General features: G+C 55.4%; 19 protein-coding genes. 7 read left to right on the top strand and 12 right to left on the bottom strand.

Going from position 1 to position 26,699, the window contains the following annotated elements:
* The first annotated feature begins 267 nt into the window (after window positions 1-267).
* From Pla52o_RS09935 to Pla52o_RS09920, 4 genes are all read left to right on the top strand, one after another.
* A complete protein-coding gene (locus Pla52o_RS09935; protein WP_197169133.1) occupies window positions 268-2,181 on the top strand; it encodes a TolC family protein in 1,914 nt (637 codons plus the stop codon).
* Window positions 2,178-3,170: an efflux RND transporter periplasmic adaptor subunit gene (locus Pla52o_RS09930; protein WP_146594445.1), complete on the top strand. Its 993-nt coding sequence runs from the start codon at window positions 2,178-2,180 to the stop codon at window positions 3,168-3,170. Before Pla52o_RS09935 ends, Pla52o_RS09930 begins: the two co-directional genes overlap by 4 nt.
* A complete protein-coding gene (locus tag Pla52o_RS09925) occupies window positions 3,167-4,585 on the top strand; it encodes an efflux RND transporter periplasmic adaptor subunit (protein WP_146594444.1) in 1,419 nt (472 codons plus the stop codon). Before Pla52o_RS09930 ends, Pla52o_RS09925 begins: the two co-directional genes overlap by 4 nt.
* Before the next feature lie 150 nt (window positions 4,586-4,735).
* The gene (locus tag Pla52o_RS09920; protein WP_146594443.1) at window positions 4,736-6,979 is read left to right on the top strand and encodes a site-2 protease family protein; all 2,244 of its coding nucleotides are present in this window, start codon (window positions 4,736-4,738) and stop codon (window positions 6,977-6,979) included.
* A 43-nt stretch (window positions 6,980-7,022) separates the two neighbouring features.
* Here Pla52o_RS09920 and cdd read toward each other — a convergent pair whose 3' ends face one another.
* Both cdd and Pla52o_RS09910 read right to left on the bottom strand, forming a co-directional pair.
* A complete protein-coding gene (cdd, locus tag Pla52o_RS09915) occupies window positions 7,023-7,439 on the bottom strand; it encodes a cytidine deaminase (RefSeq protein WP_146594442.1) in 417 nt (138 codons plus the stop codon).
* A 772-nt stretch (window positions 7,440-8,211) separates the two neighbouring features.
* Entirely contained in the window at window positions 8,212-9,492 is a 1,281-nt protein-coding gene (locus tag Pla52o_RS09910) for a thymidine phosphorylase (protein WP_146594441.1), read from the bottom strand.
* 198 nt (window positions 9,493-9,690) lie between these two features.
* On the opposite strand from Pla52o_RS09910, the gene Pla52o_RS09905 reads away from it, so the two are divergent.
* The gene (locus tag Pla52o_RS09905; RefSeq protein WP_146594440.1) at window positions 9,691-10,917 is read left to right on the top strand and encodes a S1C family serine protease; all 1,227 of its coding nucleotides are present in this window, start codon (window positions 9,691-9,693) and stop codon (window positions 10,915-10,917) included.
* A 93-nt stretch (window positions 10,918-11,010) separates the two neighbouring features.
* On the opposite strand, the gene Pla52o_RS09900 is transcribed toward Pla52o_RS09905, so the two are convergent.
* The 8 genes from Pla52o_RS09900 to Pla52o_RS09865 form a co-directional block, all read right to left on the bottom strand.
* Complete coding sequence (locus tag Pla52o_RS09900) at window positions 11,011-11,655, bottom strand: ankyrin repeat domain-containing protein (protein WP_146594439.1); 645 nt, start codon at window positions 11,653-11,655, stop codon at window positions 11,011-11,013.
* A 332-nt stretch (window positions 11,656-11,987) separates the two neighbouring features.
* Window positions 11,988-13,625 (bottom strand): ABC transporter permease, encoded by a 1,638-nt coding sequence (locus tag Pla52o_RS09895; RefSeq protein WP_231612223.1) that lies wholly within the window; start codon window positions 13,623-13,625, stop codon window positions 11,988-11,990.
* Window positions 13,622-14,968, bottom strand: coding sequence for a hypothetical protein (locus Pla52o_RS09890; protein WP_146594438.1), 1,347 nt, complete (start codon window positions 14,966-14,968; stop codon window positions 13,622-13,624). Before Pla52o_RS09890 ends, Pla52o_RS09895 begins: the two co-directional genes overlap by 4 nt.
* An 859-nt stretch (window positions 14,969-15,827) precedes the next feature.
* Window positions 15,828-16,883, bottom strand: coding sequence for an ABC transporter permease (locus Pla52o_RS09885; RefSeq protein WP_146594437.1), 1,056 nt, complete (start codon window positions 16,881-16,883; stop codon window positions 15,828-15,830).
* 390 nt (window positions 16,884-17,273) lie between these two features.
* Window positions 17,274-18,785: a sugar ABC transporter ATP-binding protein gene (locus Pla52o_RS09880; RefSeq protein ID WP_146594436.1), complete on the bottom strand. Its 1,512-nt coding sequence runs from the start codon at window positions 18,783-18,785 to the stop codon at window positions 17,274-17,276.
* Window positions 18,786-19,793 carry an ABC transporter substrate-binding protein gene (locus Pla52o_RS09875; RefSeq protein ID WP_231612222.1) on the bottom strand — a complete coding sequence of 336 codons (1,008 nt, stop codon included), beginning with the start codon at window positions 19,791-19,793 and terminating at the stop codon, window positions 18,786-18,788.
* 141 nt (window positions 19,794-19,934) lie between these two features.
* Complete coding sequence (locus Pla52o_RS09870; protein ID WP_146594435.1) at window positions 19,935-20,903, bottom strand: aminotransferase class IV; 969 nt, start codon at window positions 20,901-20,903, stop codon at window positions 19,935-19,937.
* Between the two features lie 116 nt (window positions 20,904-21,019).
* Window positions 21,020-21,979 carry an alpha/beta hydrolase gene (locus Pla52o_RS09865; protein ID WP_197169132.1) on the bottom strand — a complete coding sequence of 320 codons (960 nt, stop codon included), beginning with the start codon at window positions 21,977-21,979 and terminating at the stop codon, window positions 21,020-21,022.
* A gap of 287 nt (window positions 21,980-22,266) precedes the next feature.
* On the opposite strand from Pla52o_RS09865, the gene Pla52o_RS09860 reads away from it, so the two are divergent.
* Both Pla52o_RS09860 and Pla52o_RS09855 read left to right on the top strand, forming a co-directional pair.
* A complete protein-coding gene (locus tag Pla52o_RS09860) occupies window positions 22,267-22,806 on the top strand; it encodes a hypothetical protein (protein ID WP_146594433.1) in 540 nt (179 codons plus the stop codon).
* A gap of 232 nt (window positions 22,807-23,038) precedes the next feature.
* Window positions 23,039-24,097, top strand: a complete 1,059-nt coding sequence (locus Pla52o_RS09855) for a transglutaminase-like domain-containing protein (RefSeq protein WP_231612221.1) — start codon at window positions 23,039-23,041, stop codon at window positions 24,095-24,097.
* Between the two features lie 349 nt (window positions 24,098-24,446).
* Here Pla52o_RS09855 and Pla52o_RS09850 read toward each other — a convergent pair whose 3' ends face one another.
* Window positions 24,447-25,823 carry an MATE family efflux transporter gene (locus tag Pla52o_RS09850; protein WP_231612220.1) on the bottom strand — a complete coding sequence of 459 codons (1,377 nt, stop codon included), beginning with the start codon at window positions 25,821-25,823 and terminating at the stop codon, window positions 24,447-24,449.
* A gap of 256 nt (window positions 25,824-26,079) precedes the next feature.
* Window positions 26,080-26,697 (bottom strand): LutC/YkgG family protein, encoded by a 618-nt coding sequence (locus Pla52o_RS09845; protein ID WP_146594432.1) that lies wholly within the window; start codon window positions 26,695-26,697, stop codon window positions 26,080-26,082.
* Between the last annotated feature and the right edge of the window lie 2 nt (window positions 26,698-26,699).

The following is a 26,699-nucleotide window of genomic DNA, read 5'->3' as shown; positions in this document are numbered from 1 at the left end:
TTACTCGGTGGGTGAGGCACTCTAGCGAAACGGATGCGCGACCTGGATCGATTGGGGTGACTTTGAGGGTTGCGGCGTGTTTGCCGTAGATGACGGTTAGCCTTCAGAACATGACCGGGAGCGGCTTTTTTCGGCACAGTCGTCACGATCGGACCTTGGTGGTGACCGATACAACGAATACGTCGGTTATGCACAGGTGTGTAAGACACCCCCCTATCAGTAGTCAGGAACATGCCCCGGTATCTTGATCCATCGCTGAAGCTCTCAATGCTAGCTATCGTTGCTTTGGCAACGCTCGCTGGCATTGCGCAGCCATTGCGAGGGGACCAGGGGGACGCGATCTCGCCGCATGACGCGATTCCACATCCTACGACCGAGGCTGAGAATCAAACCGATCCGTATCAGTTTCAGTGGTGGACCGCTGCGGTGGCGAATCCAATCATGCCACAACCGCACTGGGTCTCGTTCGATCTGAACACCGTGTTGCTCGACACGCTCACGCACAGCCCTCGAATTCAAAGTGTTTCGAGTCGAACCAGTGTGGCGTTAGAGAAGATCACTCAGCAAGACGCCGCGTTTGATTCAAAGTTATTGCTTGAAACCAAAGGCGGTTTAACCAACGATCCGGTCGGCAGTACGTTGACGACCGGGGGCCCCAACCGCTTGAAACAAGAATCGCTCGGGGTCAGTGCTGGCGTGGCAAAGACGACGCGTTCGGGATCGGTTTGGGATTTGTCGCAAGAGCTCGGCACGCTTGATAGCAACAGTTTGTTCTTTGATCCCAGCAATCAAGGTAATTCCCGCTTGAGTCTCAGTTTGACTCGTCCGCTGTTAGCACGGGGGGGCCAGGTCTACACGGAACGCTTGTTGACTCAAGCCCGGATTGATGCGGGCGTTTCCTGGCAAGAGATGCGGCGTCAAATCGAACAACGCATTGCCGATGTGATGACGGCGTATTGGCAACTCTACGAACTTCGCTGCCATTTCCTGCAACAACAAAAGTTGTTGGAACGTGGGCAAGAGATTGAGCGAATCATTGTCGGTCGCTCGGACTTTGATTCTAGTCGCATTGAGTTGGCGAAGGTGCGTGGTCGATTGGCACGCCGCATGGATCAAATCATTTCGGCCGAAGCAAACGTGCGGCGTCAACAAGCCAGGCTTGCGATGCTGATTGGCCGCCAGGAATTGATGACAGCGGAAAATGGGTTGGAAATGATTCCGTTAGACCCTCCTTTGGCTGCCTCACTTCAATGGACGCTACGTGATGCGGTGCTAAAAGGTATCGAGAATCGCCCCGAGGTCCGTGCGGCGGCCAAAGAGCTTGAATCGGCGGCATTATCGATACGGATCACCCGCAATCAATTGTTGCCGGAATTGAATGCGGTCTTCGACGCTTACCTTGCCGGGCTGACGGGGAACAACGCCTCCTTTCGCGCTTTTGGAAAGCAATTCACCGAGGGCGGGCCGGGGCTGAGCGTGGCGTTGCAATACGAGATGCCTCAAGGCAATCGCTATGCTCGTGCCCGCCACCGCGAAGCCACCCATTGGTACCGCCAAAAATCGGAAGAGCTTCGCGAGACGATGCAAGTCACTCGCGCGGAAATCGAAACCGCACTGATCGATGTGCAAACCACGATTGCTCAACATCAAAGCAAACGGCAAACCGTGATCGCCGCGAGTGATGAAGAAACCGTCTTGACGGAGCGTTGGATGATGCTGGGCGGGGATGGCGCTCGTGTGGGAGTGGTGCTCGAGAACTTGTTAGACGCTCAACAACGTCGCTCGGATGCCGAGCGTGAATGGGTTTCTACCCAAGTCAACTACTTGGTTTCGCTCGTCGAATTAGAGCGAGCGATGGGAAATCTGTTGGTGCACGAGAACATCAGCACCGTGCGTAGCCCAGGGCAAACACGAGTGGACACCTTTCGAACTCCCGACGCAAACGGATTGCCCGTCGTGACCGAACCCACCCCTGTGTTGATGAACGCATCGCCGCCGGTTTCCGCGTCGCCGCCGCCATCGCTGCGAAGCGGCGAGATCATTGAAACGATGTCCGAGCCGAGTTCAACCTCAGGCAAGCCGCCGTCGTTGCCGCGTCGTTTGAAGGTATTGCTATTCGGTAACGATCCCGTGCAATCGGGTTTGATCGAAGCCAATCATAAACAAGGAACCGAAGCATGAAACGTTCGACAAAATCCACACTGGCGGTGAAGTCATTGGCAACTAAACCGCTTGCCCAACTCGTGTTTTCGGCCACGATTCTCTGGGGCATCGGAGTCGGTCCCGTTTCGCTGAATCCCATCGCCTCGGCTCAAACGAGTGCCTTTTCCCAGCAACACTTGTTGGTCTATGACGGCTTTACCGAGCCGGAACATGACATCATGGTCGCGGCTGCCGAAGTCGGTTTGTTGATCGCAATGGACGTCAACATCGGTGAACGGGTCGAAGCCGGGCAAACGATTGGACGACTTGATAATGAGATTCAAGCGTCGGCGGTGAAACTGGCCGAGCTTCAAGCTCGCATGAAAGCCAATGAGCAAGCGGCGGCGGTCGAAGCCGATCTGCAACGCAAACGATTGACGATGGTGCGTGAACTCGCGGAAAAGAAGATGGCGCGTCCCGATGAACTGCGTCGTACCGAAGCCGATCTGGAGATTGCCGACGCGAAACTGTTGGCCGCACAAGAGCAAACTCATCTGCGTCGCTTGGAACTAGAACGTTATCAATTGCAATTGGATCGGCGTCAAATTGTATCGCCCGTGCGTGGAGTGATTGCGGAACTCTTCCGTGAACCGGGGGAGTACGTCTCTCCCAGCGATCCGGTGATTGCCCGCCTATTGGTGATCGATCGTTTGATTGCGGTTTTTAACGTCCCGGCCGAAGAGATCACACGCATGCAAGTCGGCACGCCGGCAAGGATCTTTTTGCGCAGCATTGGCAAGACGATCGAGACAAAAATTGTCTCCATTGCCCCCAACATTGATGGGGAAAGCGGGACCGTGCGGGTGCGCGTCGAATTGGACAATGCCGATCACGAACTGCGCCCTGGAGATCGCTGCACGTTAAGTATCTCAGGAAGTTCCGTAGGAGCCCCGGGCCGGGCTGGGGACTCCGTTTCCGCCGTGAAGCAATTCGCTCCCTTCTCGGTGCAGGAGGGGCTGACAAGGTGAGTATCGTACCGCAGGCTGAAGCGTATCAGACCGATGCCATGTTGCATGTCTCGTTGTCGGACAAAACCGCAACATCGGGGGCAGCTGCGCCTGCACCATCGCCACTCGCATCGAATCCATCCGCTGAGGCACCTCGATCCGAACCGAGTCCCGCGTCGACGGGGCAAAAGCCTCCCGCACAACTGGGGAAATTGTTTGAGATTATCGGGGCCATCGCAGCGGCAGATACCCGCCGTGATGCCGCACGAATCATGACCCACGAGCTTTCTCGTCGCTACCCCGACGCGACGGTGCGCTGCGGCATCGGCAACACTCAGCTGAAGCGACTCTATGATCATCGGCTGGGGTGGATTGGACCGGAAAGCGGACCACGAGTCGTCGCGGCGCAGCAATGGAGCGAGTGGTTGGATCGGAAGTGTGGCGTTGAAATCGATGGGGAAACGATGGTCTTGTGCATGCCACAGAACGAGACCGATCGCCGATGTGTGGTGTGGGTTTATCCGTTGCCGGAGCAATCGGTCTTTGGCGAGTGGTTGCGAACCATCATTCAAACCTTGAGCAACGTCTTTTGGAGTCGTCCCAATCACACCGCCCCCAAAGCCATTCGTAAACTAACGCGGCGGACGCTAACGATTGCCGGGGCCCTTTCATTGCTGATGTTGTTGTTGGTGTTTTGGCCGGTTCACTATCGCGTGAGCTGTCGCGCGACCGTGCTGCCGCTGCAACAACGTTTGGTTGCCACTCCTTTTGCTGCAACCTTGTTGGCAACGCATGTGAAGCCGGGGCAAACCGTCAAGGCAGGTGAGCCCCTCGGGATACTCGATGGGCGTCCGTTGCGTTTGGAGCGAGAGTCGATTGCGGCTGAGATTCAACAGGCGTCCAAAGAACGCGACACCGCGTTGGCTACCGGACGCATCGCCAATGCACAACAAGCACGCTTGCGGGAACGACAACTACAACGCTCACTGGATTTACTTTCGGATCGCTTGAGTCGGCTGGAAGTGGTCAGCCCGATTGATGGCGTGATCATTAGTGGTGATTTGAGCCAATACGTCGGATCGCCGCTGGAAACGGGGCAAACGATGTTTGAAATCTCGCCCATGCAGCGGATGGCGATCGAGATCGAAATCCCTGCACATGAGATCGATTTTGTCAGTGCGGATTCCCCGACGCGTATCCGTTTTGGTGCAATCGGTGGGAAATCGATCCAACAAGATCTCCTCGATTTGTATCCGTCGTCGGAGATTCGTGACGACAAAAACGTTTTCATCGGTCGAATCGAAGTGGAAAACGAAGACAATAAATTGCGTCCCGGGATGCAAGGGAACGCAACCACCTATGGCCCGGTACGGCCGTGGATCTGGTCTTGGGTCCGAGGCGGACTGGAGCGAGTGTTGTGGTGGGTCGGGTACTAGAGTTTTGAGCCGGCGGCGTTTGCTGCGGGGCATCGATGTTAGTTGCGACGCGGCCCCCGCCGCACCGCGACTAAAAACGCCACCTCGCTGCAGTGCGTCGCATCCGCCCGATGGACAGGCTGGAAGCCGATTTTAAATTTTGAGTGAAACATGAGCAGTGACGCGAACTCACCTTCGATGCCGACCGTGATCCTGGATCCCGAGGTGACCTTCGTTGCGCGCGAGATCGGTGGACACACCAGCTACATGTCGCACCACGAAGCCACAGGCAAATTTTTTCAGCTTGGTCCCGAAGAATACCGCGTCGCATCTCTGTTGGACGGCGTCCGCGATGTGCCTGAGTTGTTTGAAACGCTGCGCAGCGAAGGGATCGAGTGGTCGACCGAAGAGCTGGCAAAGTTCATCGCCCAATTGATCAAAGCCAATCTGGCGGTGATCAAACATGGCCCACCGCGTTGCGACGCCTCTTCGCTCGCTGCAGCAACGACGTCGAGTGAAATCGAAGATCGTGCGAGCCATTGGCTTGAAGTTCCCGAGCCGATCTCGGACGCGGATACTCCGCCCCAGTCGCCTCCACCACTTGGCGCGTTCGCAACGCTGCTGCGTTATCTACCCTTGATGATTAGCCAACGCATCCCACTCGTTCGCGGTGATCGGATTGCGACCGTTCTAGAGCGTTACCTCGGCCGCGCATTTGATGCCAGCGGAATCGCCGTCTGGATGCTGCTCGTCGCCAGCAGTCTGTGTTTGGTTTACGGTCATGCGGATTCATTTGCCAGCGAACTTCGTCAGATGTTTGATCCTGCGCTGTGGCCGATTCTGTTGTTGGTTTGGATCGTTGCCAAACTGATTCACGAAGCGGGGCATGCCATCGCAGCAAAACATCACGGCGTTCGCGTGGGCCAAGTGGGGATAATGTTTTTCCTACTTGCCCCCTTGGCGTACGTGGACGTCACCGATGCCTGGAAACTGCGTCGACGTTTCCAACGGGTGCAAATCGCATTGGGGGGCGTGTACTTTGAATTAGCGGTGGCCTCGTTGGCGGCTTGGGCGTGGTGGTTTCTGCCCGATGGTTACAGCAAGCATCTCGCAGCACAAATTTTCTTGATCGCGGGCCCCGCTACATTACTGGTGAACGCAAACCCGCTGCTGCGACTCGACGGTTATTATGTGCTTTCGGATCTAACCGAAATTCCCAATCTACGAATGCACGGTCGTCGCCAATTGGGGGCGTGGCTTCAGAATATCTTCTTTGGCATTCCCCAACCGCGACCATGGTTGGTGGGATGGCGAGTTTGGTTTGCGTCGCTGCATGCCGGGTGTAGCATCGTGTTCCAAATGGTTTGGATGGGCGGGCTCGTGCTCGGGGTCGCGATGTGGGCACGCGGTCTGGGGATTTTGTTGGCAATCGCCGGTGTGTTGATGTGGTTCGTGATTCCCACGATCCGCTGGACATGGAAAATATGGATGCTCCATCCCGCTGAACGCTTCGGCCTGAATCACTATCGTCGGCGGTTGTTGTTTTTTGCCAGTTTGCTTGTATGCGTGTTTCAGCAATTGGGAACCGTTTCGTCGCCGTTTGACCGCCGGGTTGCGGTCGTGGTGCGGTTTCAAGACGAGCAAGTTGCACGATCCCCCAGTGATGCGTTTGTCGAATCGGTGTTTGTTCAGCGAAGTCAATTTGTTGAACAAGGTACATTGCTGATGCGGTTGAGCGATCCCGAATTGAGAATCAAACGGGACCAGAAAGCGGACGACCTCGAGATCGCCGAACTACAATCCATTCAATTTCGTCGGCAAGGCGAGTTGGCAAAGTCGGCGGCGTATCGCGAGAACGCAAACGCTCTCCGCCGCCAAGTCGCAGAGCTCGATCATCAGATCTCTCAGCTCACGGTTGTCGCGCTGCGTTCGGGATATGTTCTGGGCAGCAATGTCGATTCGTTGCCAGGACGGTTTGTTCCGGCAGGTTACGAATTGTTGCGTGTTTCCGATCCACATGAAATGGAATTGCTCGCGGTGGTAGCCGAACACGACGTGGATGCGTATGAACAAGTGCACAAGCGAGGCGATTCGTCACGTGTGCGACTTCGAGGCGGTCAAACGATCCATGCGAAACCCGCTTCGTTGCGGTCGCGAGCCTATCGAACCGTGATGCATCCCGCATTGGCGGCGACCGCCGGGGGGCCACTGGCCGTCGAACCGGCGCTCGATGGATCCGGCGAAATGCGTTTGGTGCAACCCTACCTTGAGAGCGTCACGAAACTCGATCCAATTACCAGCACCGAGGTACGCGCCGGACAACTCGGGACGATGACGATTCGCGATAATCGGCCGTTGCTTTCGCGAATATACAATGCGGTGCGGACCGATTTTGAAAAACTAGGACGCTCCTAACCGTGATCAGGTCGCAGCCACGCTCAACAAATTGAGCGAACCCTTAAGCGTGATGGGGGAGATTCGAACCATCGAATGCATCGGGGAACAATTGGGTTAGCTTTCGCTTTTTGAATGAGCCATCGAGTACGTCCGTTGTGATCACATGCAAGTCCATGCCAAACTCGGACAAGAATTGCCGGCACGCACCACACGGCGGAACACCTCCGACGCTCGCGATCGCAATCGCACGCCAAGATCGATAGCCCGCTGCGATGGCCGACGCTGCTGCAACTCGCTCGGCACACAAGCACATCGAATAGCTCGCGTTCTCGACATTGCAACCGATGATGATTTCGTCGTCATGCATTAACAACGCCGCGCCCACGTAGAAATGGCTGTGAGGAGCGTATGCTTGATCCCGCGCGGTGGTTGCGGAAACGATGAGTCGCTCGATCTCTTTGGGCTTAAGTTCCACCATCGCTGGGCTCGGTTAATCGTGAAAAGTGTCTAAGCGTGATAAGCAGCAAGGTCAGGTAAGCATCCAAGGACGAGATGAATTTCGTGTTGTCTTTCGCGCAATGAAAGGTCAAGTTTGATTTCTCGGACGCTAGTGATGTTTTAGACGCTTCTGGGGTGTAAAGCAAGCAAAGCACGCTCCGCGAATGGGGCCTCGCACCCTTGGACGATGAAAAATATTCCCGTGTCCCCCCTTCGTGCATTGATTGAGCGTCCCCAAGTTGGAGGCCCAACGTTCGCTGTCATGATCACGTGTAGGAAGATCGTTAAGTTCTTCGGGCCCTTTACACATCGCGGGGCCTTTTCGCATCTCGGGCTTTTGCACATCGCGCGGGAATCTACGTCCAAAGGCACGGCGTCACCTGATGGAGGGGAGGCGGGATGGAGCCTTCCGCGACTTCCGCGTGGGACTGTCCCCCGACTCGCTCGGACTTGGCATCGAACAACAACAATGCCTTGCATCAACCCCCAGAGTCGTGAGCAGTGAGCCGAGAGCAGCCCGGTAGCGATGTCGGAATCGGTGAAGCCATAACGAGTAACGATCCTGAAGGGATGAGGGAAAGTCGCGAGTGGTTTACGGACCGATAACACGACCCGAGACGTGACTTCGCAGCGGCCTCCGGCCCGGTAATCGCGGTCATCCCTCCGGGAGATGCACGCAAGATGACGGCATCGGAGCCAGACATTGTGTTCGGATTTGACAAGGAGCTGCCGAACCGGAAGACAATGTCCGTTTAACAAAGGTGTTCGATCAGGAGAGGAACACTCTTGACCGGTTGATCTGAAAGGGTCACCGCGTTTTGCAGCCGTGCAACGTAATCGTCATGGTGACGCTTGTCGCAATGCAGACTGAGGATCGGCGTGCCCCGCTTCACACGCTGTCCCACGCGGCAATGGACTTGCAGCCCCACGCTGGGGTCGATGCGGTCCTCTTTTCGCCGTCGGCCGCCGCCGAGTTCGACAATGGTTTGCCCGAGGGTTTCACAATCAATTTTCTCGATCCAGCCATCGACCGGGCACTCGATCATCCATTCGCTTCCGATCGGGCGGGGGAAATCGGGACGTCCGCCTTGCGCCACTACCATCTGTTCAAAACGCTCCATCGCGATTCCCGCGTCGAGGTTGTGCGTTAGTTTTGTGATCGCTTCATCACGCGACATGCCATCGTGGCAAGCGACCAATAGATTTGCGCCGAGCTGAATCGTTAACTCGCGAACTTCCGGTGGGCCAATGCCCTGCAGCACGTCGACGGCTTCGTTGACTTCGATCGCGTTTCCAATTGCCGCGCCGAGCGGTTGGTCCATGTCGGAAAGGATCGCCGTAATCGGTAGCTCCGACTGGGCACCGACACGAATCAGCGACTGCGCCAATTCCCGGGCTTGCTCGAGTGTTTTCATAAATCCCCCTGAACCGACTTTGACGTCCATGACCAAGGCGTCCAGTCGAGCGGCAAGTTTTTTACTGAGGATGCTGGCCGTGATCAGGGCCACCGATTCCACTGTGCCGGTGACATCGCGAATCGCGTACAGACGTCGATCGGCAGGCGCAATTTTGGCATCCGCGCCAATGATAAAGACGCCGGTTTTGCGCAGCACCTTGCTCGACTGTTCGGCGGTCAATTGCGTTTGCAAACCCTCGATCGATTCCAGCTTGTCTAACGTGCCTCCGGTCAAGCCGAGTCCGCGGCCGCTGATCATTGGCACGTCAACGTCACACGTCGCCAACAGCGGTGCGAGGATGAGGGAAACCTTATCGCCGAGTCCTCCAGTGCTGTGTTTGTCGACGCGAGGTCGGTCGGTACAACGTGGTAATTTGTCCCCCGATTGCAGCATCGCTTCAGTCAAGGCACTGATCTCGCTAGGCTCCATGCCTTGGATGCAAACAGCCATCATGAATGCCGACATTTGATAATCGGCGACTTCTCCGGAACCGAAACCATGGACCAGAAATTCGATTTCGGCCGGGGTCAAGGCATGACCGTTTCGCTTTTTTGCCAATAATGTTGCCGGTATCATTGCCCCAACCTTCTCGGTGACCCCAAACACGTTAAACCGTTATAGTGACGATGACGGTCCGCAGTGGGCATGATACTGGTTTCTTAGCTATCATGCTGGGGCGATGTCCCTGATGGGAAGTGACCTGATGGGAAGTGACTCGTTCCCTGCGTTTGGATCACGTCACCGATTTTACCTAACCAAAGTCAAAGTATCGAAATGAAACGTCGGCTTGCCTTTCTCGTTTTCCTTTGCTGTCTCGTCCCTGGTTCGTCCGCCCTGACGCGTGCCGACGAACCTGAATCGTCAACCAACCACGCCGAAACGGTTGGCGAAATTCAAGCGGGGCCGCGTGCGTTGTCCAAAGCGTTTCGCGTTGCCGCCCGACGAGCGACCCCCTCGGTGGTGACGGTTTTCTCGTATGGTCAAAATGTCGAAGTGCCGGCCGAGGATGACGACACCGAGCGACCTGGGCCAACGCCTCCGCCGCGTGAAAACGCCGACGGAGACTCGCTCCCGTTAACCGGATTGGGCTCCGGGGTGATTGTTGACAAAAATGGATTAATCATTACCAATAACCACGTCATCACTGGGGCCAAGAAGGTCGTGGTTCAACTTGCCGACGAGACGGAAATCGAAGCGGTCGAGGTGCATGGCGATGCCGACAGCGACATTGCGATCGTTCGCATCCAACGGGACACTCCGTTTCCGTTTGCCGCGATCGGCGACTCCGATCAAATGGAGATCGGGGATTGGGTGCTCGCGATTGGCAGCCCGTTTCGGCTCGAGGCCACCGTCAGTGCTGGAATCATCAGTGCCAAACATCGCACGCTTCAGCGAATCCGTCGCGGCCGTTTGTTGCAAACCGATGCGGCAATCAATCCCGGAAATTCAGGAGGTCCGCTGATCGATTTGGATGGAAAGACGATCGCGATCAGCACCGCGATTGCCACCCGCAACGGCAGTTACCAAGGAATCGGCTTTGCCATTCCGATCAATCAAGCCAAATGGATCGCTGATGAACTCGACGAACATGGCCGCGTTCGCCGGGCTGCGATCGGGATCCAGCTTTCCGAATTGAGTCCCAAGGTTGCCAAAAAGGTCAACTTGCCGGTCGGGCTCGGGGTTTTGGTTTACCAAGTCATCACAGGGTCCGCTGCCGAACGAGCCGGTTTGAAACCGTTGGACGTGATTCTCGAATTTGCGGGCGAACGAGTGCGTAAACCAAGCAGTTTACAAGAGGTCGTCGAGCGAAAGCCGATCGGGTCGATGCAAGAAGTCAAAATCTATCGGGCGGGCAAGGAGATGATCGTCCAAGTCGAACTCGCGACGATCGAGGACCCCACCTGGAAAGCAGAGTCCGACAAGGAGAAGGACAAGGAGAAGGAGAACGCGGAACCGAAAGAAGACGTGAAGAAATCGGAAAAGCCGGCAGAGCTTGAGTAACCAAACTCACCCTGCGTTACGGTTTCGGTTACTCACGTGCTGACTGCTGTCGCCGCGATCGCAACGGAAGAGGTGGGGGATGACAAGCTTCGGTTACTCGGGCTTCGTTTCATCGTTGTCCGCTAGCCGATCCGCAATTTCAAAGTGCCCGTTGTTGCGGGCAAAGACTTCGGCGGTGTCGCCATCGACGTCCGTCATCGTCTTGTCCGCACCGTGTTGCATCAGCGCGTTGACGACGTCCATTTGGCCTTCCGCCGCAGCCATCATCAGCGCCGTGAAGCCTTCCGTCTCGTCTTTCAAATTGACATCGGCACCGGCCTTGATCAAGACTTCGACCGTATCGGCGAAATCGCCTGATGCGGCATGGATCAACGCTGATTTGCCTTCACCATCACGTTCATCGACCTTCATCCCTTTGCTCAACAGATAGTTGACGGCATCGGTGTGCCCGTTGAACGATGCTAGATGCAACGCATTGTGACCCCGTTCGTTCTGAGTGTTTAATTCGGTTCCCGAAGTCAGCGCCAGGTCGATGACTTGCATGTTGCCATCCAAGGCTGCCATCAAATAGGCATCGTCACTGAACTTCGGTTGATGCGTTGGCAACGAGGGGGCTGCGGCGGATTTGGATGGAGGTTCCGAATCGTAATGCTGCGTTGCCGGAGCACACCCGGTCGCCAGCGAAAAGAGGGGCAGGGTCAAACACAGTGCGACGAGCAGACGTTGGGAGTTGTTCATACGGTCGATTGTAGAGCAAACATAGATGAACGGGAAAGCAATGAACCGAGAACACAAACCGTTACGGCATCGGAATGATCGACGCAAGTCAAAATCGTAACTCGAGCATCCCTTTTGAAGTTGCGTGATTGCCGGAAAATCATAACCCGACGCGTAAGCGAGGGACCGAGCCAATCACGGTATTCCCTCGCTTACGCTTCGGGTTGTGAAAAAAACGCAACTTCAAAACGTGTAAGCGAAGGACCGCATCAAGCGTGGTTTTCGCTCGCGGACGCAGCCGCGTTCTAAGATATCCTCACGAGCTGCGTTTTTCCGAGGTTTTCGAATCGGTACTAAAATTCCAACAACGCGGTCACAAAATGGACCACCAACACATAAAGCGTCGTCCATAACACGGTCGAGGTGATCGAACGGCTGACATCATTGGCTGAGTTTTTGGGGGCAAGTCCTTGATAGTACGCGATACAGGCGATGCCAAATCCACAGACGAGGTTCTTGGTCAACACCCATTTCCATCCCATCAGCAGCCATCCATCGTGAGGGTGCAGGTTGCGATAGAAATGTTGTTCCCAGAAATAGGGGCCCTCGTTGGGGTGTGTCGCCATGAAGGTGACCAAGCTAATCCACGTTGCGGCGCCCATCGCCATCCATTCCAACACCGGCGTGGCAATCACAAAGGCGATGACGATCGGTAGTAACAAGTACGTTCGCGGCATCACCCCGAGCGTTTGCAAGGCATCGATTTGCCCTCCGTAGCGTTTGACCCCGACATCGGCTGCGATCGCGGCCCCACAACGCGCCGCGATCAAGATCGTTGCCAACACAGGAACCAAGATGCGATAAAGCGCAAATCCAATCGAAGCCAGCAACTCATCGATCAACAGAGGTTGCGTATACGCTTGATAGGGCAGGAATTTGAAGGTGAAATAGGTGCTGGTGAAACCAATGATCAGCCCCGCCAAGACCAAATAGAACCATGCCGAAGGTCCGCCAACGAGTCGCAGGTAGTGGAGCACAAACCGCAGTCCCCAGCGCACGCGGGGAAAGTAGGGCCGTAGCTCCAATGGCAAACAGAGAGCGATCCAAATGGCCGATCCCGTGGCCGCAAAAAAGTCGTTCGTTCCCTGACGAGCGAGAGTACCGAATCGTGTGAGCGAGGCTCCCCAAGCGGTGGTAGTTGGGGCGTCATCCGGCGGTGTTGTCAATGCGACCGGTTGCATTCGCTGGGGGATGACGTCCCATTGATCCGCTTCGATTCGCACCAATTTTTGGCTGGCCGAATCGAGCAGCAAGACTTCGTCGGCAATCGGCAGCAGCGTGACATAATCATGCGTCACCACGATACTGGTGAGTTGATGAATCGTCTGGGTATGCCGGATCAATTCGGCGACCTTCCGCCCGCTGGCCGAATCCAAACCACTGGTCGGTTCATCGTAAAGCAAAATATCGGGAGCGGCCGCCAACGTTCGCGCGATCGCCAAGCGTTGCTTTTGTCCGCCACTGAGCGCGGATACCGAAGTGTGTGTCGGCACACCGAGTTCCTCTACCCACGCTTGAGCGGATTGGGACGACGGGACCGACCGGTCGCGACGATGATCGATCGCGAATTGAACATTCGCGGTCGGAGAAAGCTCGTCGAAGAGTGCAAATTGCTGGAACACGATGCCCACGCGTGTTAGCAACGCCGGCTGCTGTTGATGTTCCGCTGGGCCGGCGGGCCCAATCGCGATGTCGCCCCGCCAACGGATCGATTCACCGTCGCGTGGCAGCAAGCCCGCCAGGGTGCGTAGCAGCACCGATTTGCCAGCGCCGCTGGCACCCACGATCACCGTAATCTTTCCAGCGGGGATCGTGAGTGAGGTGTCACTCATCAAGGTCCGATCCCCGACCTTGATCTCCATATCAATCAAGCTTAACGGTAACCCCACGGATGCGTCTTGCTTGCTGGTGGTTTCCATTTCGCGATTCACAGGCTTTCCTCGCCAGCAAGATGGACGATCGGATAGGCCATCCATTGGGTGGCAAACCGAATCACACGGTGATCGGGTGGTGGCTCGGAGCCTCGTTCATGCGCTTCGTCGATCGGTGTCGGTTCTTTCCCATTGGGCATCGCGATGATCCAACGCCGATCTTTGCCAAAGATTTGATTGCGGAGCACCAGGGCGAACCTCGGATCAATGCCTTCCTCTTGAGTCCCAAAAAGCTCGTCGCCGATATTACGGATGACCGGTTCCATCCGTCGCGAGGCCATTTCAATGGCTTGCCTCGCTTCGTCGCTTTGCCACACGTTTGCCCAAACGTGGTGCAAACGCTCGTTGCCGACCAGCGTTTCTTGCAAAATCGTTTTGACGAGTTTTTGTGCTGCGGGATCTTGTGCCAAATCTGCGGCGACTTCCGCTAACTCGGCGCGTACGGTTGGGGTCGCAGCGGTTGCAGTCAAGATTTGTTGGACGGCGGAAACGATCTCGTCCATATTCTCTTCGAATACGGGCACGGCTTCATTTTTTACAAAACGTTGCCATTCTTCATTCACCAAATTTTGTTCGGGCAGCGGCGTGCGATCGTAGACGGCACGCCAACCAAATCGCCAAAGTGAAGCACGCTTCCAAATCTCGCGTCCCATTTTTTCAACCGTCGGTTGCCCATGTTGTTTGACAATCGGCATGATCTCGTTTCGTGCCAAAGGAACCAAACGCTTGCGAACGACTTCCTCGTTCCATCGCTTCGTCAACGCATCGATCTCGTCGCGGTGACGGCCGATCGAAAGTTGTAGCTCCGCTTCGATCACGGGTAATGATTGGGTGACGGTTTGTTGAACTAGCGGCTGGAACGCTTTGGAAAATTCATCCCCATACATCTGCATCGCAGCTTCGAGTTGCTGGCGGATGCGTTGCCGCTTTTCCGCAGGCAACATCAGCTTCGCGACATCTTCGAGCCGTCCCGTGTTTCGGTATTGAACAAAATCAACCTCGCTGGCGACGAATTCACGATCATGCCAAGCAATGGTTACCGTCGTGGCGGTGGAGAAGTTTTGCGGATTCGCCACCATCCGCTCACGCACATAGCCCACTTGCCGAAAGTGGCCATCCACGTTTTGCAGAAACACCGGATCGTAGCGTTGCAACGTTCCGCTTGGGTCGACACGTGTGATTTCCGTCGGTGCCGAGGTCAGGAAACGCAAAAGCGACGTGTGCTGTGAATGGGCGGATTGCGTTGGGGACGGTTGCTCTAATCGGATCACCCCCACGACGATTGCCACCCCCACCGCAATCCAAAACAGAATGCCGACAATGCGTTGCGGGGTTCGGTTCACGGCATGGGGTTCCTAAAGGGGGGGGGGAGACGCTTCGCGGACATCGATCACTGCAGTTAAGCATATAGGCAGTCGTCTGTCCGCAAAATGAGCCGCTTGGCGGTAGTCACGGATATTTCATCACCCGACGCGTCAATTTTGAAGTCACGCTATCGCTGTTTTTCCTGGCAAATCATAACCCGACGCGTCAGCGAGGGACCGCGTGAAGATCGAGATTCCCTCGCTGACGCTTCGGAGTATGTAAAAAAACACTTCAAAGCGTCTAAGCAGTGAGGCAGGAATGATTGGGTGAAATCCCATTAGCCCCGGTTGAACCGCTTGAATCGTGGCTAACGCCAAAACGGCTAATCTACCGAAAGACTCCTGCCTACCTGCTTAAGTGCGGACCGTGTCAAACGCGATATTCGCGTGCTCACGCTCTTTGGAGTAGCGTTTTTGTCTTTAGAGGCAAAGCCCCGACGGTTTGCCTAGAGCAGCCCAACGCGTCTCTTTCTCTAACAAATTTCACGACGAATGGTTTTCGATCCTGTCCCAAAAGGGATTGAGGAGATTGGCCGTAGGCAAGCGAAACGCCACATTCGGAAAGCGAGAATGCGAAATCGCTTTCGACCCTGAAGGGGGCGTAGCCCGGTTGTCTATGACCCCTTCAGGGTCAATTCAGAGTTTGGTTTTGGTTTTCCGGTGGTGTTCGCTACGCTCAAACCACCGGCTAATTTCTGAAATCCCTATCGGGATTGGGCTAAGGAGAGATGGGGTAGATAAAGAGCCCAACGCGACTGGGGGCAAGAAAATCAATCAATGCTAGGGCCAATGGCCCGGTCGATTGAGCGTGTTCTTACTACCTGGTTAGCAGTCCAGACTATGGCGATTCTGACTTGGGCAGCATCCGAAAGAACCACTCGGGGGATCCGTGACGCAATTGGTCCACGATCACGGCAACGATGATGATTCCGCCGATGATGATATGCGTGTAAGTATTGGGAATCGAGAGCTGGGAACACCCGCTGCGGATCACGGTAATGATCAAAGCACCGACCAGGGTTCCGAAGATCGATCCACGCCCTCCGCTGAGACTGCCGCCGCCGAGCACCACGGCGGCGATAATCTCCAGTTCCTTGCCGCTGCCGTCGCTGGGGTTTCCATTCTTGACGTCGGCAAAGTACAGCAGCCCACCGATCGCGGTAAAGAAACCAGCCAAGGTGTAAACCGACACGATCGTCCATGGAACATGGATCCCGCACAGTCGTGCGGTGGACTCACTCGAACCGATCGCGAACACGTTTCGGCCAAAGACGGTGAATCGCATCAACAGATCCACCAAGATGGCGAGCACGGCGGCAATGATCACGCTGGTCGAAATCATCACTCCCGAAATCAAATAGTGGTCACCGTTAGAGCCGGTATAACATAGATACCGCAACCAATTTGGAATGTTCTCTTTAGGGGCGTAGACGGTCGATTCGCCCGCAATAATTTGCCCCACGCCGAGAAAGATGGTCATCGTCCCCAGCGTGACAATAAACGGAACGACTTTGGTCGCGCTGATGATTCCGCCGTTGATGAATCCACACACACAGCCTGTGAAAATGGTTGCCGCAAAGGCTAAACAGAGGGTCCACGCAAATCCAGGATCGGCTGCTGCGGCGGCGGAATGTTTCAAAATCAACGCCATGACCGTCCCGCAAAGCGTCAATGCGGTGCCGGCGGAAAGGTCGATTCCCCCTGCGATAATGATGATCGTCATTCCAAAGGCAGGCACCGCGATCAGCGCCGCCGAGCTCATGACCACGCGGAAGTTTCGGGCTGAGAAAAAGAAGCCCTCGCTGAACAAGTAATCCGCGATCGAGAACAAGATTACGATGAAGAACAATGCAAAGAGAGGCCCGAGTTGCGAGCGGAAAATGGATTTTAACATTGGAAACGAAGGTCAGCCGAGGAGTTCAATGAATTTGAATGAAGGGGGTGAGGAAGTTGCAGCGATCCCATCCTCACTAGCCCTTAAACAAGTAACTCTTAATCTGAATCCCGTCTGGGCAACCGTGCTCGGCCGGAGAGTACCAGTGAAGATTAGGATTAAGAGTACGATTACGATTAAGAATCAAAGCAAGGCAAAGCCACGCGACCGTTCGATCACGAGAAACGGTCTCGTCTGTTTACAAAATTTGAGATGCGATTGTCGTTCACCTGAATTTGCCAGTTGCACTCCAATACACCTGCGGTAAAACGGCATGAAGGATGAGCTCCGATCCTTTGTCTCCCAAATCCGTGCTTGTTTAAATTCTAGGTACTTCGAGTCCATCCGCTGCTAGGGTCCATTGCCACCGAGGAGCTCGTCACTGGCAATCGCGGCCGCCATGATCGCGTCCTCGCTCCAATCTTGGGCGTCCCGCGTTTCACGTAGTTCCCCTCGTGCCATCACGCCGATGCGATCACACACCGACAACAATTCGGGCAAATAAGAGCTGACGAAGACCAGCGTTTTTCCCTCCGCAGCCAATTGCCCCATCCGACGGTAAATTTCCGCTTTGGTGCCGACATCGATCCCTTTGGTAGGCTCGTCGAGCATCAAAATGTCGGCTCCTTGGTGCAAGATGCGGGCGATCGCGACCTTCTGCTGATTGCCGCCGGACAACTCCGATACCCGTTGGTGTCCCGAGACCGCTTTGACCTCCACCCGTTTCATGGTTTCCGTTGCCACCGCGGACCGTCGACGCAGATTAATGAAGCCAAACTTGGTGTAGGGGGCTAAGGATCCAAGGGTGATATTTTCGATGATCGACAATTCTTGAGCAAGTCCTTCCCCCTTGCGATCCTCCGAAAGCATCCCGAAACCGGCCTTCATCCGAGCGCGAACGGAATCATTGATTTTCTTTCCTGCGACGCTGACACTTCCCGCATTGATCGCGTCAAGCGAAAAGATCGAACGCAGCAATTCGGTTCGCCCTGCCCCCACCAGTCCCGCGACACCAAAAATCTCGCCACGATGTAGCGACACGCTGACCCGTTTGGGTGACACCGATCCGCTTAACTCTTTCACGTCGACCCATGCCTCACCGATCTGATGAGGAACCGCGGGGTAAAGTTCGTCGACATCGCGGCCCACCATCAACGAGATGATTTGATCGTCGGTGATCGCATCAATCGTTCCTTCACCCACGTTGTTTCCATCGCGCAACACCGAGTAGCGATCGGCAACCTCACGGACTTCTTCTAAGAAATGGCTGATGTAAACGATGCCGTAACCCGAACGTTTTAGCGTCTTGATGATCTCGAACAAACGAGCGACGTCTTTCTGAGGCAATGAACTGGTCGGTTCGTCAAACAGAATGATTCTCGCATCACTCGCCAAGGCACGTGCGATCTCTAACAATTGCTGCGTTGCAACCGATTGTTCGCCGACGATCGCTCTTGGATTCAAGTTTGCCAAGCCAACCGTTTCGAGCACCTTGGTGACAACGTTACGTTGAGAGGATCGCAGCAACAAACCACCGCGGTTGCCGCGATGCCCCAGCATAATGTTGTCTTCGACGCTCAGGTCTGGGGCGAGATTCAATTCTTGATAGATCATCGCCACGCCATGATCTCGCGCGTCGCTTGGCCCGGCGGGGCAATACGGCTTGCCTTCGATCGACATCGAACCGGAATCAGCACGATGAGCCCCGCTAAGCGTTTTCAGAAGCGTGCTTTTACCGGCACCGTTTTCACCGATCAAGGCGAGTACTTCGCCGCCAACGACAGACAATGAAACGTCGTTCAGCGCGATCGTCGGGCCAAAACGTTTGCTAATTCCTTGGATCTCGAGCAGCGGTGGTTTCATTTAATCAAAGGTTGCCGGAGTTAATCGTTTTTTGATGTTTTCGTCGTTCATGTTCTCAGGCGTCGCTACGTATTCTCCCGTCGATTGGAACGCTTCGGGCGTTTCCCCACGGATGCTGCCGATCAATGATTTGACCGACAGGTAGCCCATTTGAATGGGGTCCTGTAGCACAATCCCGCTGCAGGAACCATCGGCAAGCGCTTCGATCAAAGCGTCGCTAGGGTCGAAGGCAATGAGTTTCACTTTTTTGTTCAAGCCCGCATTACGCAGCGATTCAAGGGTTCCGTTGGCGTTCGGTTCACAAACCGAAAAAATACCGCTGAGCTCGTTGCTGTGAATTTGCAGCAATTGGTCCACTTTCTCTTTCGCCGAGGTCGCGTTGTCACCGGCGTACTCGCTGGAGGAAACGACTTTGATCTCCGGATACTTTTTGATCGCGTCGAGGAACCCTTCTTCGCGTTGCTCGGTGCTTTCGCTGCCCGGCAAATAGCGCAACACGATCACGTTGCCTTTCTCGCCGATCGCTTTGGCCATCTGGTCCGCCGCCATTTGCCCCCCTTTGAAGTTGTCGGTGGCAACATAACTGGTGATCGCGGGGCCTTTGTCCAATCCGCTGTCAAAAATCACCACGGGAATGCCCTCGCCGATTGCTTCTTCCACCGCATCGACCAGGCTGCCTTTTTGGTTCGGAGCCAACACGATCCCATCGACCTGCATCGTGATCATGTTCTTGACGACTTCGATTTGGCTGCCCGTGTCGCTTTCCACCACGGGGCCTCGCCAAATGACTTCGACGTTGCCGAGTTCTTTGGCGGCATTCTCAGCCCCCAGACGAACGGACTTCCAAAACTCGTGGCTCGTCCCTTTAGGAATGACCGCGATGCGAAGCTTTGAATCTGCATCTTTGGCGGACGATGTCGCGGTGGATTGCGAGTCGCTGCGACCGCATCCGACCAACACGATTAACGCCATTGCACCCAATAAACTGAATTTCGAAAACGACGTCATGGAAGGTACGTTCCTTAAGCACGAGGGATCAAGCGAATCAGGAGGGAGCGACACGGAAACGGTTGGAATGCGTGATTCAATGCCGCCGCGGCGAAGCGTAGGTCGCAGAGACTTTCCCTCTGCTCTCTAAGGTACCGCAAACTAAACCGGCTCGCTGGTTCGTTTGGCAAACGCGGCACGTAGAAGGGAGTAGATTTTTCCCGGCGTGCGAATGGCCGGAGCCTCCGGCAGCACCGAGCGGGCGAACCAGATTCCGCCATCGGTTCCCATACAGAGAATCTCGTCGGCATTGGCAAACCGGGTCGGCGAGAGCCGCTCTTTTTTCCAAGCAATCGACGCTGCCGCCGCCAATTCTTCGATGGCCGCTTGGGTGATGCCGGAGAGGACCTGGTTCGTTTCGGGCGAATAGATCGTCTGGTTTTCCACGATCGCAAGATTGGCGATGCTCGTTTCGGTTACCGATCCGTCTTGATCGACTAACACGCCGATGGCATCGGACGGCCCCCCGCAATTTTCCCCGCCGCCCCCGCGGTTTCCTTTGGCTGCTGCCAGTGATGGATCGTGATCGAACAATTGAGCGAAACGATCCGCTCGGTAGTAATGCAAACGAGACCGGACCTTTGCCGACCTCGGCCATGAGGCTTCGGGGGGCTGGGCCACGTCCGTGATCACGAGCGTTTGCCCCTCGGTTTGTCGAACTTGGTTGCGTTGATGATCGAGCGTGTTCAAGTGGATTGCGAAGGTGGGGAGGTTGGCTCCCATGATTCCGGGAGTGGCAAAGAGCGTGATGCCGACCTCCGTTTGGCGGGCGACAAAGTCTTCGTTCCTGGTCAAGACTTCGCCGACAAGATTCGTGATCTCCGTTCGTGTCGGCAAACCATCGATGCCTAACGCCTGGAGCGTGCGTGCAAAGCGATCAAGATGCCGCGAGACCATAAAGGCATGGCCGCCATAGGTCCGCAGCCGTTCCACAGCGGTGACCCCTTGGCGAAAGCCGACGTCATTGATCGACAGTGCGAGCGAGTTTGTAGGGATCCATTGGCCACCCCAATAGGCGGCGCAATCCTCAAGGCGAGGTGCCGTGTCGGTCGTGATCTTCGAAACGCTCAATCGTGGCGTGCTTTACGATGTCGGGGGGCCAGATCTCGGCTGGGAATTCGATAACGGGTCAGGAGCCCATCTGCGGCGGTGAGCAAAAGTCTCCTCGGGCGTGTGCCCACGATTCATCAATGGTGGATCAACGCGTCGTTCAACAACAATGCCATTTCCGTGCCCGCACTGCACTGAGGATGATAGTAATCGAGTTCATCATGCGTGCTGCCGATGGACGGCGAGCAATCACGGGCACGCAACCAAATGCCGCTACCATCGGATCGCGGTGCAAACGATTGAAGTTGACCAAATCCGATCGCCATCGATCCACGCACTCGGTCGAGTAACCAATAACGCTTCAGAACCGAGTCGCGTTGATTATACAACAGAAGCAGTTGATCCATATTACTTGTCGCTAAGGCATGGTACTGACAAGGCGCCAACCAGTCTTTTTCGATCGCAGGGGCAACCAAGCCGACATCGATCCGGGCGTTCACAATCGGGTCGCAGGGTAGCGATCGACCGCCCAGTGATCCGCCCGCCAACGCATGGAGAGATCCCGTTACCACCCGCCCCCCAAAGCTGTAGCCGATCAACGTCGTGGGGACACTTTTCGCCACATGCTTTTTCAACAACCACGCCAAATACAAACCTTGGGTGTCGGTGTACTTCGCTTTTTCACGAATGTCATGGCCAATGAATGTTTCCTTTTCACTCGGCCAACTCCAGATGACCCAATCGATGGGATCGGGACCGCGGCGATGAGCGACTTGGCGATGGACCAATAAACCACGCCGGGTCGCTTCGGAGGACTTGAAGCGGTAGCCATGCACATAGATCGCGGTCGTTCGTCCGGGGACCAACTCGTTTTGATATTCATCGAACGACGAGCTCGTGGCGCATCCATTGGGACTCAATCGCGAAATCGAAAACTGGGGTTGCTCCAAATCGGCGTAACAAACATTGCTGGTCATCCGCCGCGTGTTGATGATCCAAATGCGGTCTGCGGCGTGTGGGCAGGCAACGGATGCTTCTACTGTGGCGTCGTCACTCACAGGCAACCCGATCGGGACGGGGGTTGCTTCGGCGAGCATGGGTTCCGATCGTTCTTCGTCAACCCTCACTGCTTCATCCGCAAACGAACCAGCTGGAACCATCCCCAGTGCGATGGTCAAACAAGAACTAATTAGAAGGGCAGGAATTTTCATCTCAGATTGAATTGATAGAGAGCATGAAGCGTGGTGGTGTTGTCTTGGTGCAACAAATTGTTGCCGGAAAATAACGATGTTGCGTTTGCACATCACGAATAGCGACCTACTTTTAACTGGTTCACCACTCGAGAACTCCGAATACGCTCGCTATGCACGTGAAGGAAAAAGAAATGAATACTCGTTATTTGTCGGTTGTCGCATCTGTGACGCTGCTCGTTGTCAGTTCCGGTTGCGGAAATTTGAAACAATTTTGGTTTGGACGCGGTGCAAGATGTGGCCTCTGCAATACGATTTCAGGGATTATGCCGGGACGCCCGGGATGTTTGTCGCAAGCCCCTAGTTGCAACGCCGCTCCCTATACGGCTCCCCCTGTGGCTGCCGCGCCACCTGCTGGATGTACTTGCAGCCCCTACGCAGGTCCTCAGGTCGAGGGTTATGGCGAACTCGGTTGTGGATCCGAGGTTGCTGCAAAATGCCCGACGTGCGCTCCCTTCAGCAGTGGCTATGGAAATATTGTCGGCGATTACGGCTACGATTCTTCGGTCGATCAATACGGGACGGTTGTTACCGACCCCTACCTGCAAGGTGGTGCCGTGGGAAGCTCCGTTTACGGTAATCCGGGTTCGGGAATGTCGGATAATTTTGACGCCCGCGGCGATCGCATCCTGAACATCGAACCCTTGCCACCCGGCGCCACCCCCGCACGCTAGCGTGCGGCTCGGTTCGTCTCCATTTCATTTGTCACGGTCAACTCGGTGTGTATGATCGTAAAAAGATCACGCCCCGTTGGCGGAGCGACGTGACAAATGGATCCAAAATGCACCGTGAATTGATCGATCCTGCTAAGCAGGTAAGCGACGGCGCGAAGGCGCGCGGGTGTCAAAACCCGCTGCGATTTCGGCCGTTTTGGTTAACCTTTCATTTGAAGAGTTTTACCCCGTCATGAACAATGAAAACGCACGAGCCGAGCCAGCGAAATGGAGCCGCCGAAGACTGCTAGGCCACTCGTTACTCGGGCTAAGCGTTGGCGGCTATGGCGTCGTATCGTGGAGCGGTAACGCAGGATTCGCCGATGAACCTGATGATGCCCCCGCGACAAACTCAAGTGACGATCCAACCGCGACGCAACCCGCCTCGCGATTGATTTACGATTCACCGCAAACTCAACAATGGCGAATTGGTTTGCAGTTAACCACCCCGGTGACCTGCACGAATGTGATTGCGACGTTTCCTGTGCCGACCGATTGGCCCGAACAGAAGGTCACGTTGGTCAACCAAGTCATTGATCCCATCGTGCGAGCTTGGGAAGTTCGCGAATTAGTAGGCGGCGTCAAACAAGTTTCGTTGCGGATACCGCATGTCGCTGCTGGTGCTAACGTCGAAATGACGTTCCTGTTCCAAATCGAACGTTCCCGGATTCTGCCTCCAGTCCAGACCGACGATCTTGTCATTCCGCTGCGTCCCGAGCGTGAACTTCGGAACTACCTTGGCAATAGTCCCCACATCGACGCGAGCAATTCCACGATTCGTTCGGCCTCTCGTGATTTGGCAGCAATGGAAGCCGAAAACGACTGGCAACGCGTTGAACAGATCTACGATTACGTCCGCGAAAAAGTCGAGTACGTCGAAGGGTCGCTAAAAAATGCGTCCGTCGCACTACGCGACGGCAAAGGCGATTGCGAAGAGATGACCAGTCTCGTCGTCGCACTTTGTCGCAACGCCAAAATTCCCGCACGCATGGTTTGGATCCCCGGCCACTGTTACCCCGAATTTTATCTCGAGGATGGCGAGGGCAACGGTTTTTGGTTCCCCTGCCAAGCCGCCGGGACACGCCAATTCGGACGCATGGATGAATATCGTCCGGTGTTGCAAAAGGGGGACCGCTTCAAAGTCCCCGAGAAACGACAACCGGTGCGTTATGTCGCTGAATTCTTTAAATGCGACCGTAAAGGCAGTGGCAATCCCGATCCCCATTTCGTTCGCGAACAGATCGAAATCTAGCTTGCTGTGAGACGCTGCGAGCCGATAAACAAGCAGCTCCGAATCTTAATCCCGCCCCAACCTAATCCCGCCCCAACCTAATCCCGTCGGTACAGCCACGTTGGACCGTAGCCGACCGGAGAAGACTAAGAGTAAGATTAGGATTAAGCGTCAAAAGGGGGCAACGCCATCCGGCCGTTTCGATTACGAGCAACGAGGTCTCGTATATTCAGCTGGAAACCGCCAATTGCACCTAAGGGCACCTAGGGCATTGCATGCGATTGCTCCTGACTCGGTCCCTCGCGAACGCGTTTTGAAGTTGCGCTCATTGCTCTGCTTCGGCGAGCGTCACGCGGAGCTGCGTGGGGGGTCACACCATCCGCATTTGTTTCCATTTGCCTTGGATGAATCGCGCGGTCATGCAGACGGCGATCATCCAAACCCATAGCGTGATCATCCACCACCACCAATCAAGCTGGCCATCGGTGGGTTCGCCCCAGGTTCCAATCGAAAACGCCAACAGCGAGGAAACCAATCCGGTGCCCAGCACAAACCAGGTGTCACCGGCGCCTCGTAATGCGCCTGCGAGAATCAATTGCGTGGCATCCATTACGACGTAAAACGCCACGAACTTTAACAGCCCATGGGCGAGTTCGATGGCCAATGCCGAATCGGATGTCGGCGTGTTCAGTTCATACAACTGCATCATCGTTCCGGGAAACGCTAAATACGCGATGCACCAAAGCAGCGAATAGCTCCAGCCGACGAGCAAGGCCGCTAAAACACTTTTTGCTGCTCGTCGCGGTCCGCTTTCAATCAAGTGACGTCCCACTAAAACGGACGCCGCGATCGAGACGCCCATCAACGGAATGAAGGCAACCATGTTGAAGTTGATTGCCATCGTCGTCGCCCGTAGGGGAACGTCACCGAGGCGACCGATGCGCAACACAATCGCGGTAAACCCGCCCGCTTCGGTGACGTACATCAATCCGGTGGGAAAACCAAAGAAGAGTAGCTTGGTTAACAGCGATCGACAAAAGCAAACGCTTTGGCGAATTCGGTATCGGTGGTCGCGATCGTAATAAAAAATCAACCCGGCAAAGCAAATCGCTTTGAACCAAAACGCAATCGAACTGGCGATCGCCGCCCCGGCAATCCCCAGTTCGGGGATCGGTCCGGCGCCGAAAATCAGTAGCAGATCGAAGATTAAGTTCACCACGCCCGAGAGCAGACTGACCCACATGATCACCCGCGTTCGATTGGTGCCACTAAAGAAACCGCTGAGCGCGTTCTCCAAAATGGCACCGATACCGCCGACCATTAACCATCTCAGGTAAGTCGTCTCGGCGGCGATCAGTTCGCTGGGTTGTTCGGCCCATCGAAACAGATCGGGAGCCGCGTAGGCGACCGCGACAACAAAGGGCGTCGACATCAACGTCAACCACACCGATTGCCACAGGAATCGACCGATCTTGTGCTCTTCGCCCGCACCGACGTATTGGCTGATGATGGCACCGGTCATCGATGCGATCCCGATCGGCAAGCAAATGCTAACCCAAAAAAAGTTGCCGCCTGCCATCGATGCACTCATCGACGCGCCGTCATGCCATAACAACAAGGTGCGGTCGACAAACAACACCAACGAGAACGTGCCCGTGCTGACCATCAAGGGCAACGCAATCGCGAGCAATTCCGCAAAGACGAAGCGAAAGGAAGGCTCAGATGGGGGATTGGTGTGATCGTTCAAAGTGATGTTGCAGTCCGTTGCGGAGGAGGGGAGCGGTAACGAGCCCCCCCTCTCTCCGGTCGTTTGTTTTTGCTCTCGGCAGGGCCGTGGCCTCTCGCCCCCACCACGGGAACTCGATTCCAAGGAAATTTGATGCCAGGGAAACTCGATGCCAAGGAAATTCGATGCCAAGGAAATTCGATGCCAGGGGGGAAGCAGCAGCCACAGTCCCCGCGGCTGCGACCTCACCCTGCATCAAGGATCAGGGAAGCTAGCACTACGGTGTCAGGAATACCTGTAATTCCCGGCATCCATGCGCCCCGAGCACCAACGATTGTTCAATGTCGGCTGTTTTGCTCGGTCCAGAGACAAACACTCCAAACGGTGATTTCGGCGTCCCGATTCTCGCGTAGGCTTCATGCAGGTTATGCACCATTTGGCTGCGTGAGACCACGATCGCCAAATACTGGGCAATGAACAACAACACTCGGTGCGGCATGGTTTCACCTTGGACCCAGATCGCCCCGTTTTCGGCGACGGGAAATTCGCCTTTTGCGATCGTCCAATCCAGCGAAGCGAGCGCATGAGGATCGTCAATCGCCGCGAGATCAAAACTGCTGGGAACCGCTTCGGGAACCAACGATACGACTCGTTTGGCTTGCGAGTAGACGGGCAACTTGGCCAGAATCTCACCGATTTGACGCAGATCGTCGACCACATGAGCTTGTCCCCCCACGGTCGCTAACACTTCAATGAATTTCGCCACCGGATCTTCAAAATGGATCAACTGGTTCGGGTCGACCGTGGGCAACCCCGGGCCGATTACCTCGGTGCCAAGCAGTCGGTCGAGAATCGCTTGACGGCTTTTCGTGGTCGCTTTGGTTTGTTGGATCATCG

The sequence above is a fragment of the Novipirellula galeiformis genome (assembly GCF_007860095.1).
GTDB lineage: Bacteria > Planctomycetota > Planctomycetia > Pirellulales > Pirellulaceae > Novipirellula > Novipirellula galeiformis.
The sequence above is the reverse complement of the archived record's forward strand: the minus strand, read 5'-3'. Positions and strand labels throughout refer to the sequence as shown.

Bases quoted from the DNA above. Each gene is read 5' to 3' on its own strand.
- Pla52o_RS09880 (WP_146594436.1), bottom strand. From the start codon at position 18,785: ATGAAACCACCGCTGCTCGAGATCCAAGGAATTAGCAAACGTTTTGGC.
- Pla52o_RS09935 (WP_197169133.1), top strand. From the start codon at position 268: ATGCTAGCTATCGTTGCTTTGGCAACGCTCGCTGGCATTGCGCAGCCA.
- Pla52o_RS09910 (WP_146594441.1), bottom strand. From the start codon at position 9,492: ATGATACCGGCAACATTATTGGCAAAAAAGCGAAACGGTCATGCCTTG.
- Pla52o_RS09920 (WP_146594443.1), top strand. From the start codon at position 4,736: ATGAGCAGTGACGCGAACTCACCTTCGATGCCGACCGTGATCCTGGAT.
- Pla52o_RS09855 (WP_231612221.1), top strand. From the start codon at position 23,039: ATGAACAATGAAAACGCACGAGCCGAGCCAGCGAAATGGAGCCGCCGA.
- Pla52o_RS09885 (WP_146594437.1), bottom strand. From the start codon at position 16,883: ATGTTAAAATCCATTTTCCGCTCGCAACTCGGGCCTCTCTTTGCATTG.
- cdd (WP_146594442.1), bottom strand. From the start codon at position 7,439: ATGGTGGAACTTAAGCCCAAAGAGATCGAGCGACTCATCGTTTCCGCA.
- Pla52o_RS09905 (WP_146594440.1), top strand. From the start codon at position 9,691: ATGAAACGTCGGCTTGCCTTTCTCGTTTTCCTTTGCTGTCTCGTCCCT.
- Pla52o_RS09875 (WP_231612222.1), bottom strand. From the start codon at position 19,793: ATGACGTCGTTTTCGAAATTCAGTTTATTGGGTGCAATGGCGTTAATC.
- Pla52o_RS09900 (WP_146594439.1), bottom strand. From the start codon at position 11,655: ATGAACAACTCCCAACGTCTGCTCGTCGCACTGTGTTTGACCCTGCCC.
- Pla52o_RS09845 (WP_146594432.1), bottom strand. From the start codon at position 26,697: ATGATCCAACAAACCAAAGCGACCACGAAAAGCCGTCAAGCGATTCTC.
- Pla52o_RS09860 (WP_146594433.1), top strand. From the start codon at position 22,267: ATGAATACTCGTTATTTGTCGGTTGTCGCATCTGTGACGCTGCTCGTT.
- Pla52o_RS09930 (WP_146594445.1), top strand. From the start codon at position 2,178: ATGAAACGTTCGACAAAATCCACACTGGCGGTGAAGTCATTGGCAACT.
- Pla52o_RS09865 (WP_197169132.1), bottom strand. From the start codon at position 21,979: ATGCTCGCCGAAGCAACCCCCGTCCCGATCGGGTTGCCTGTGAGTGAC.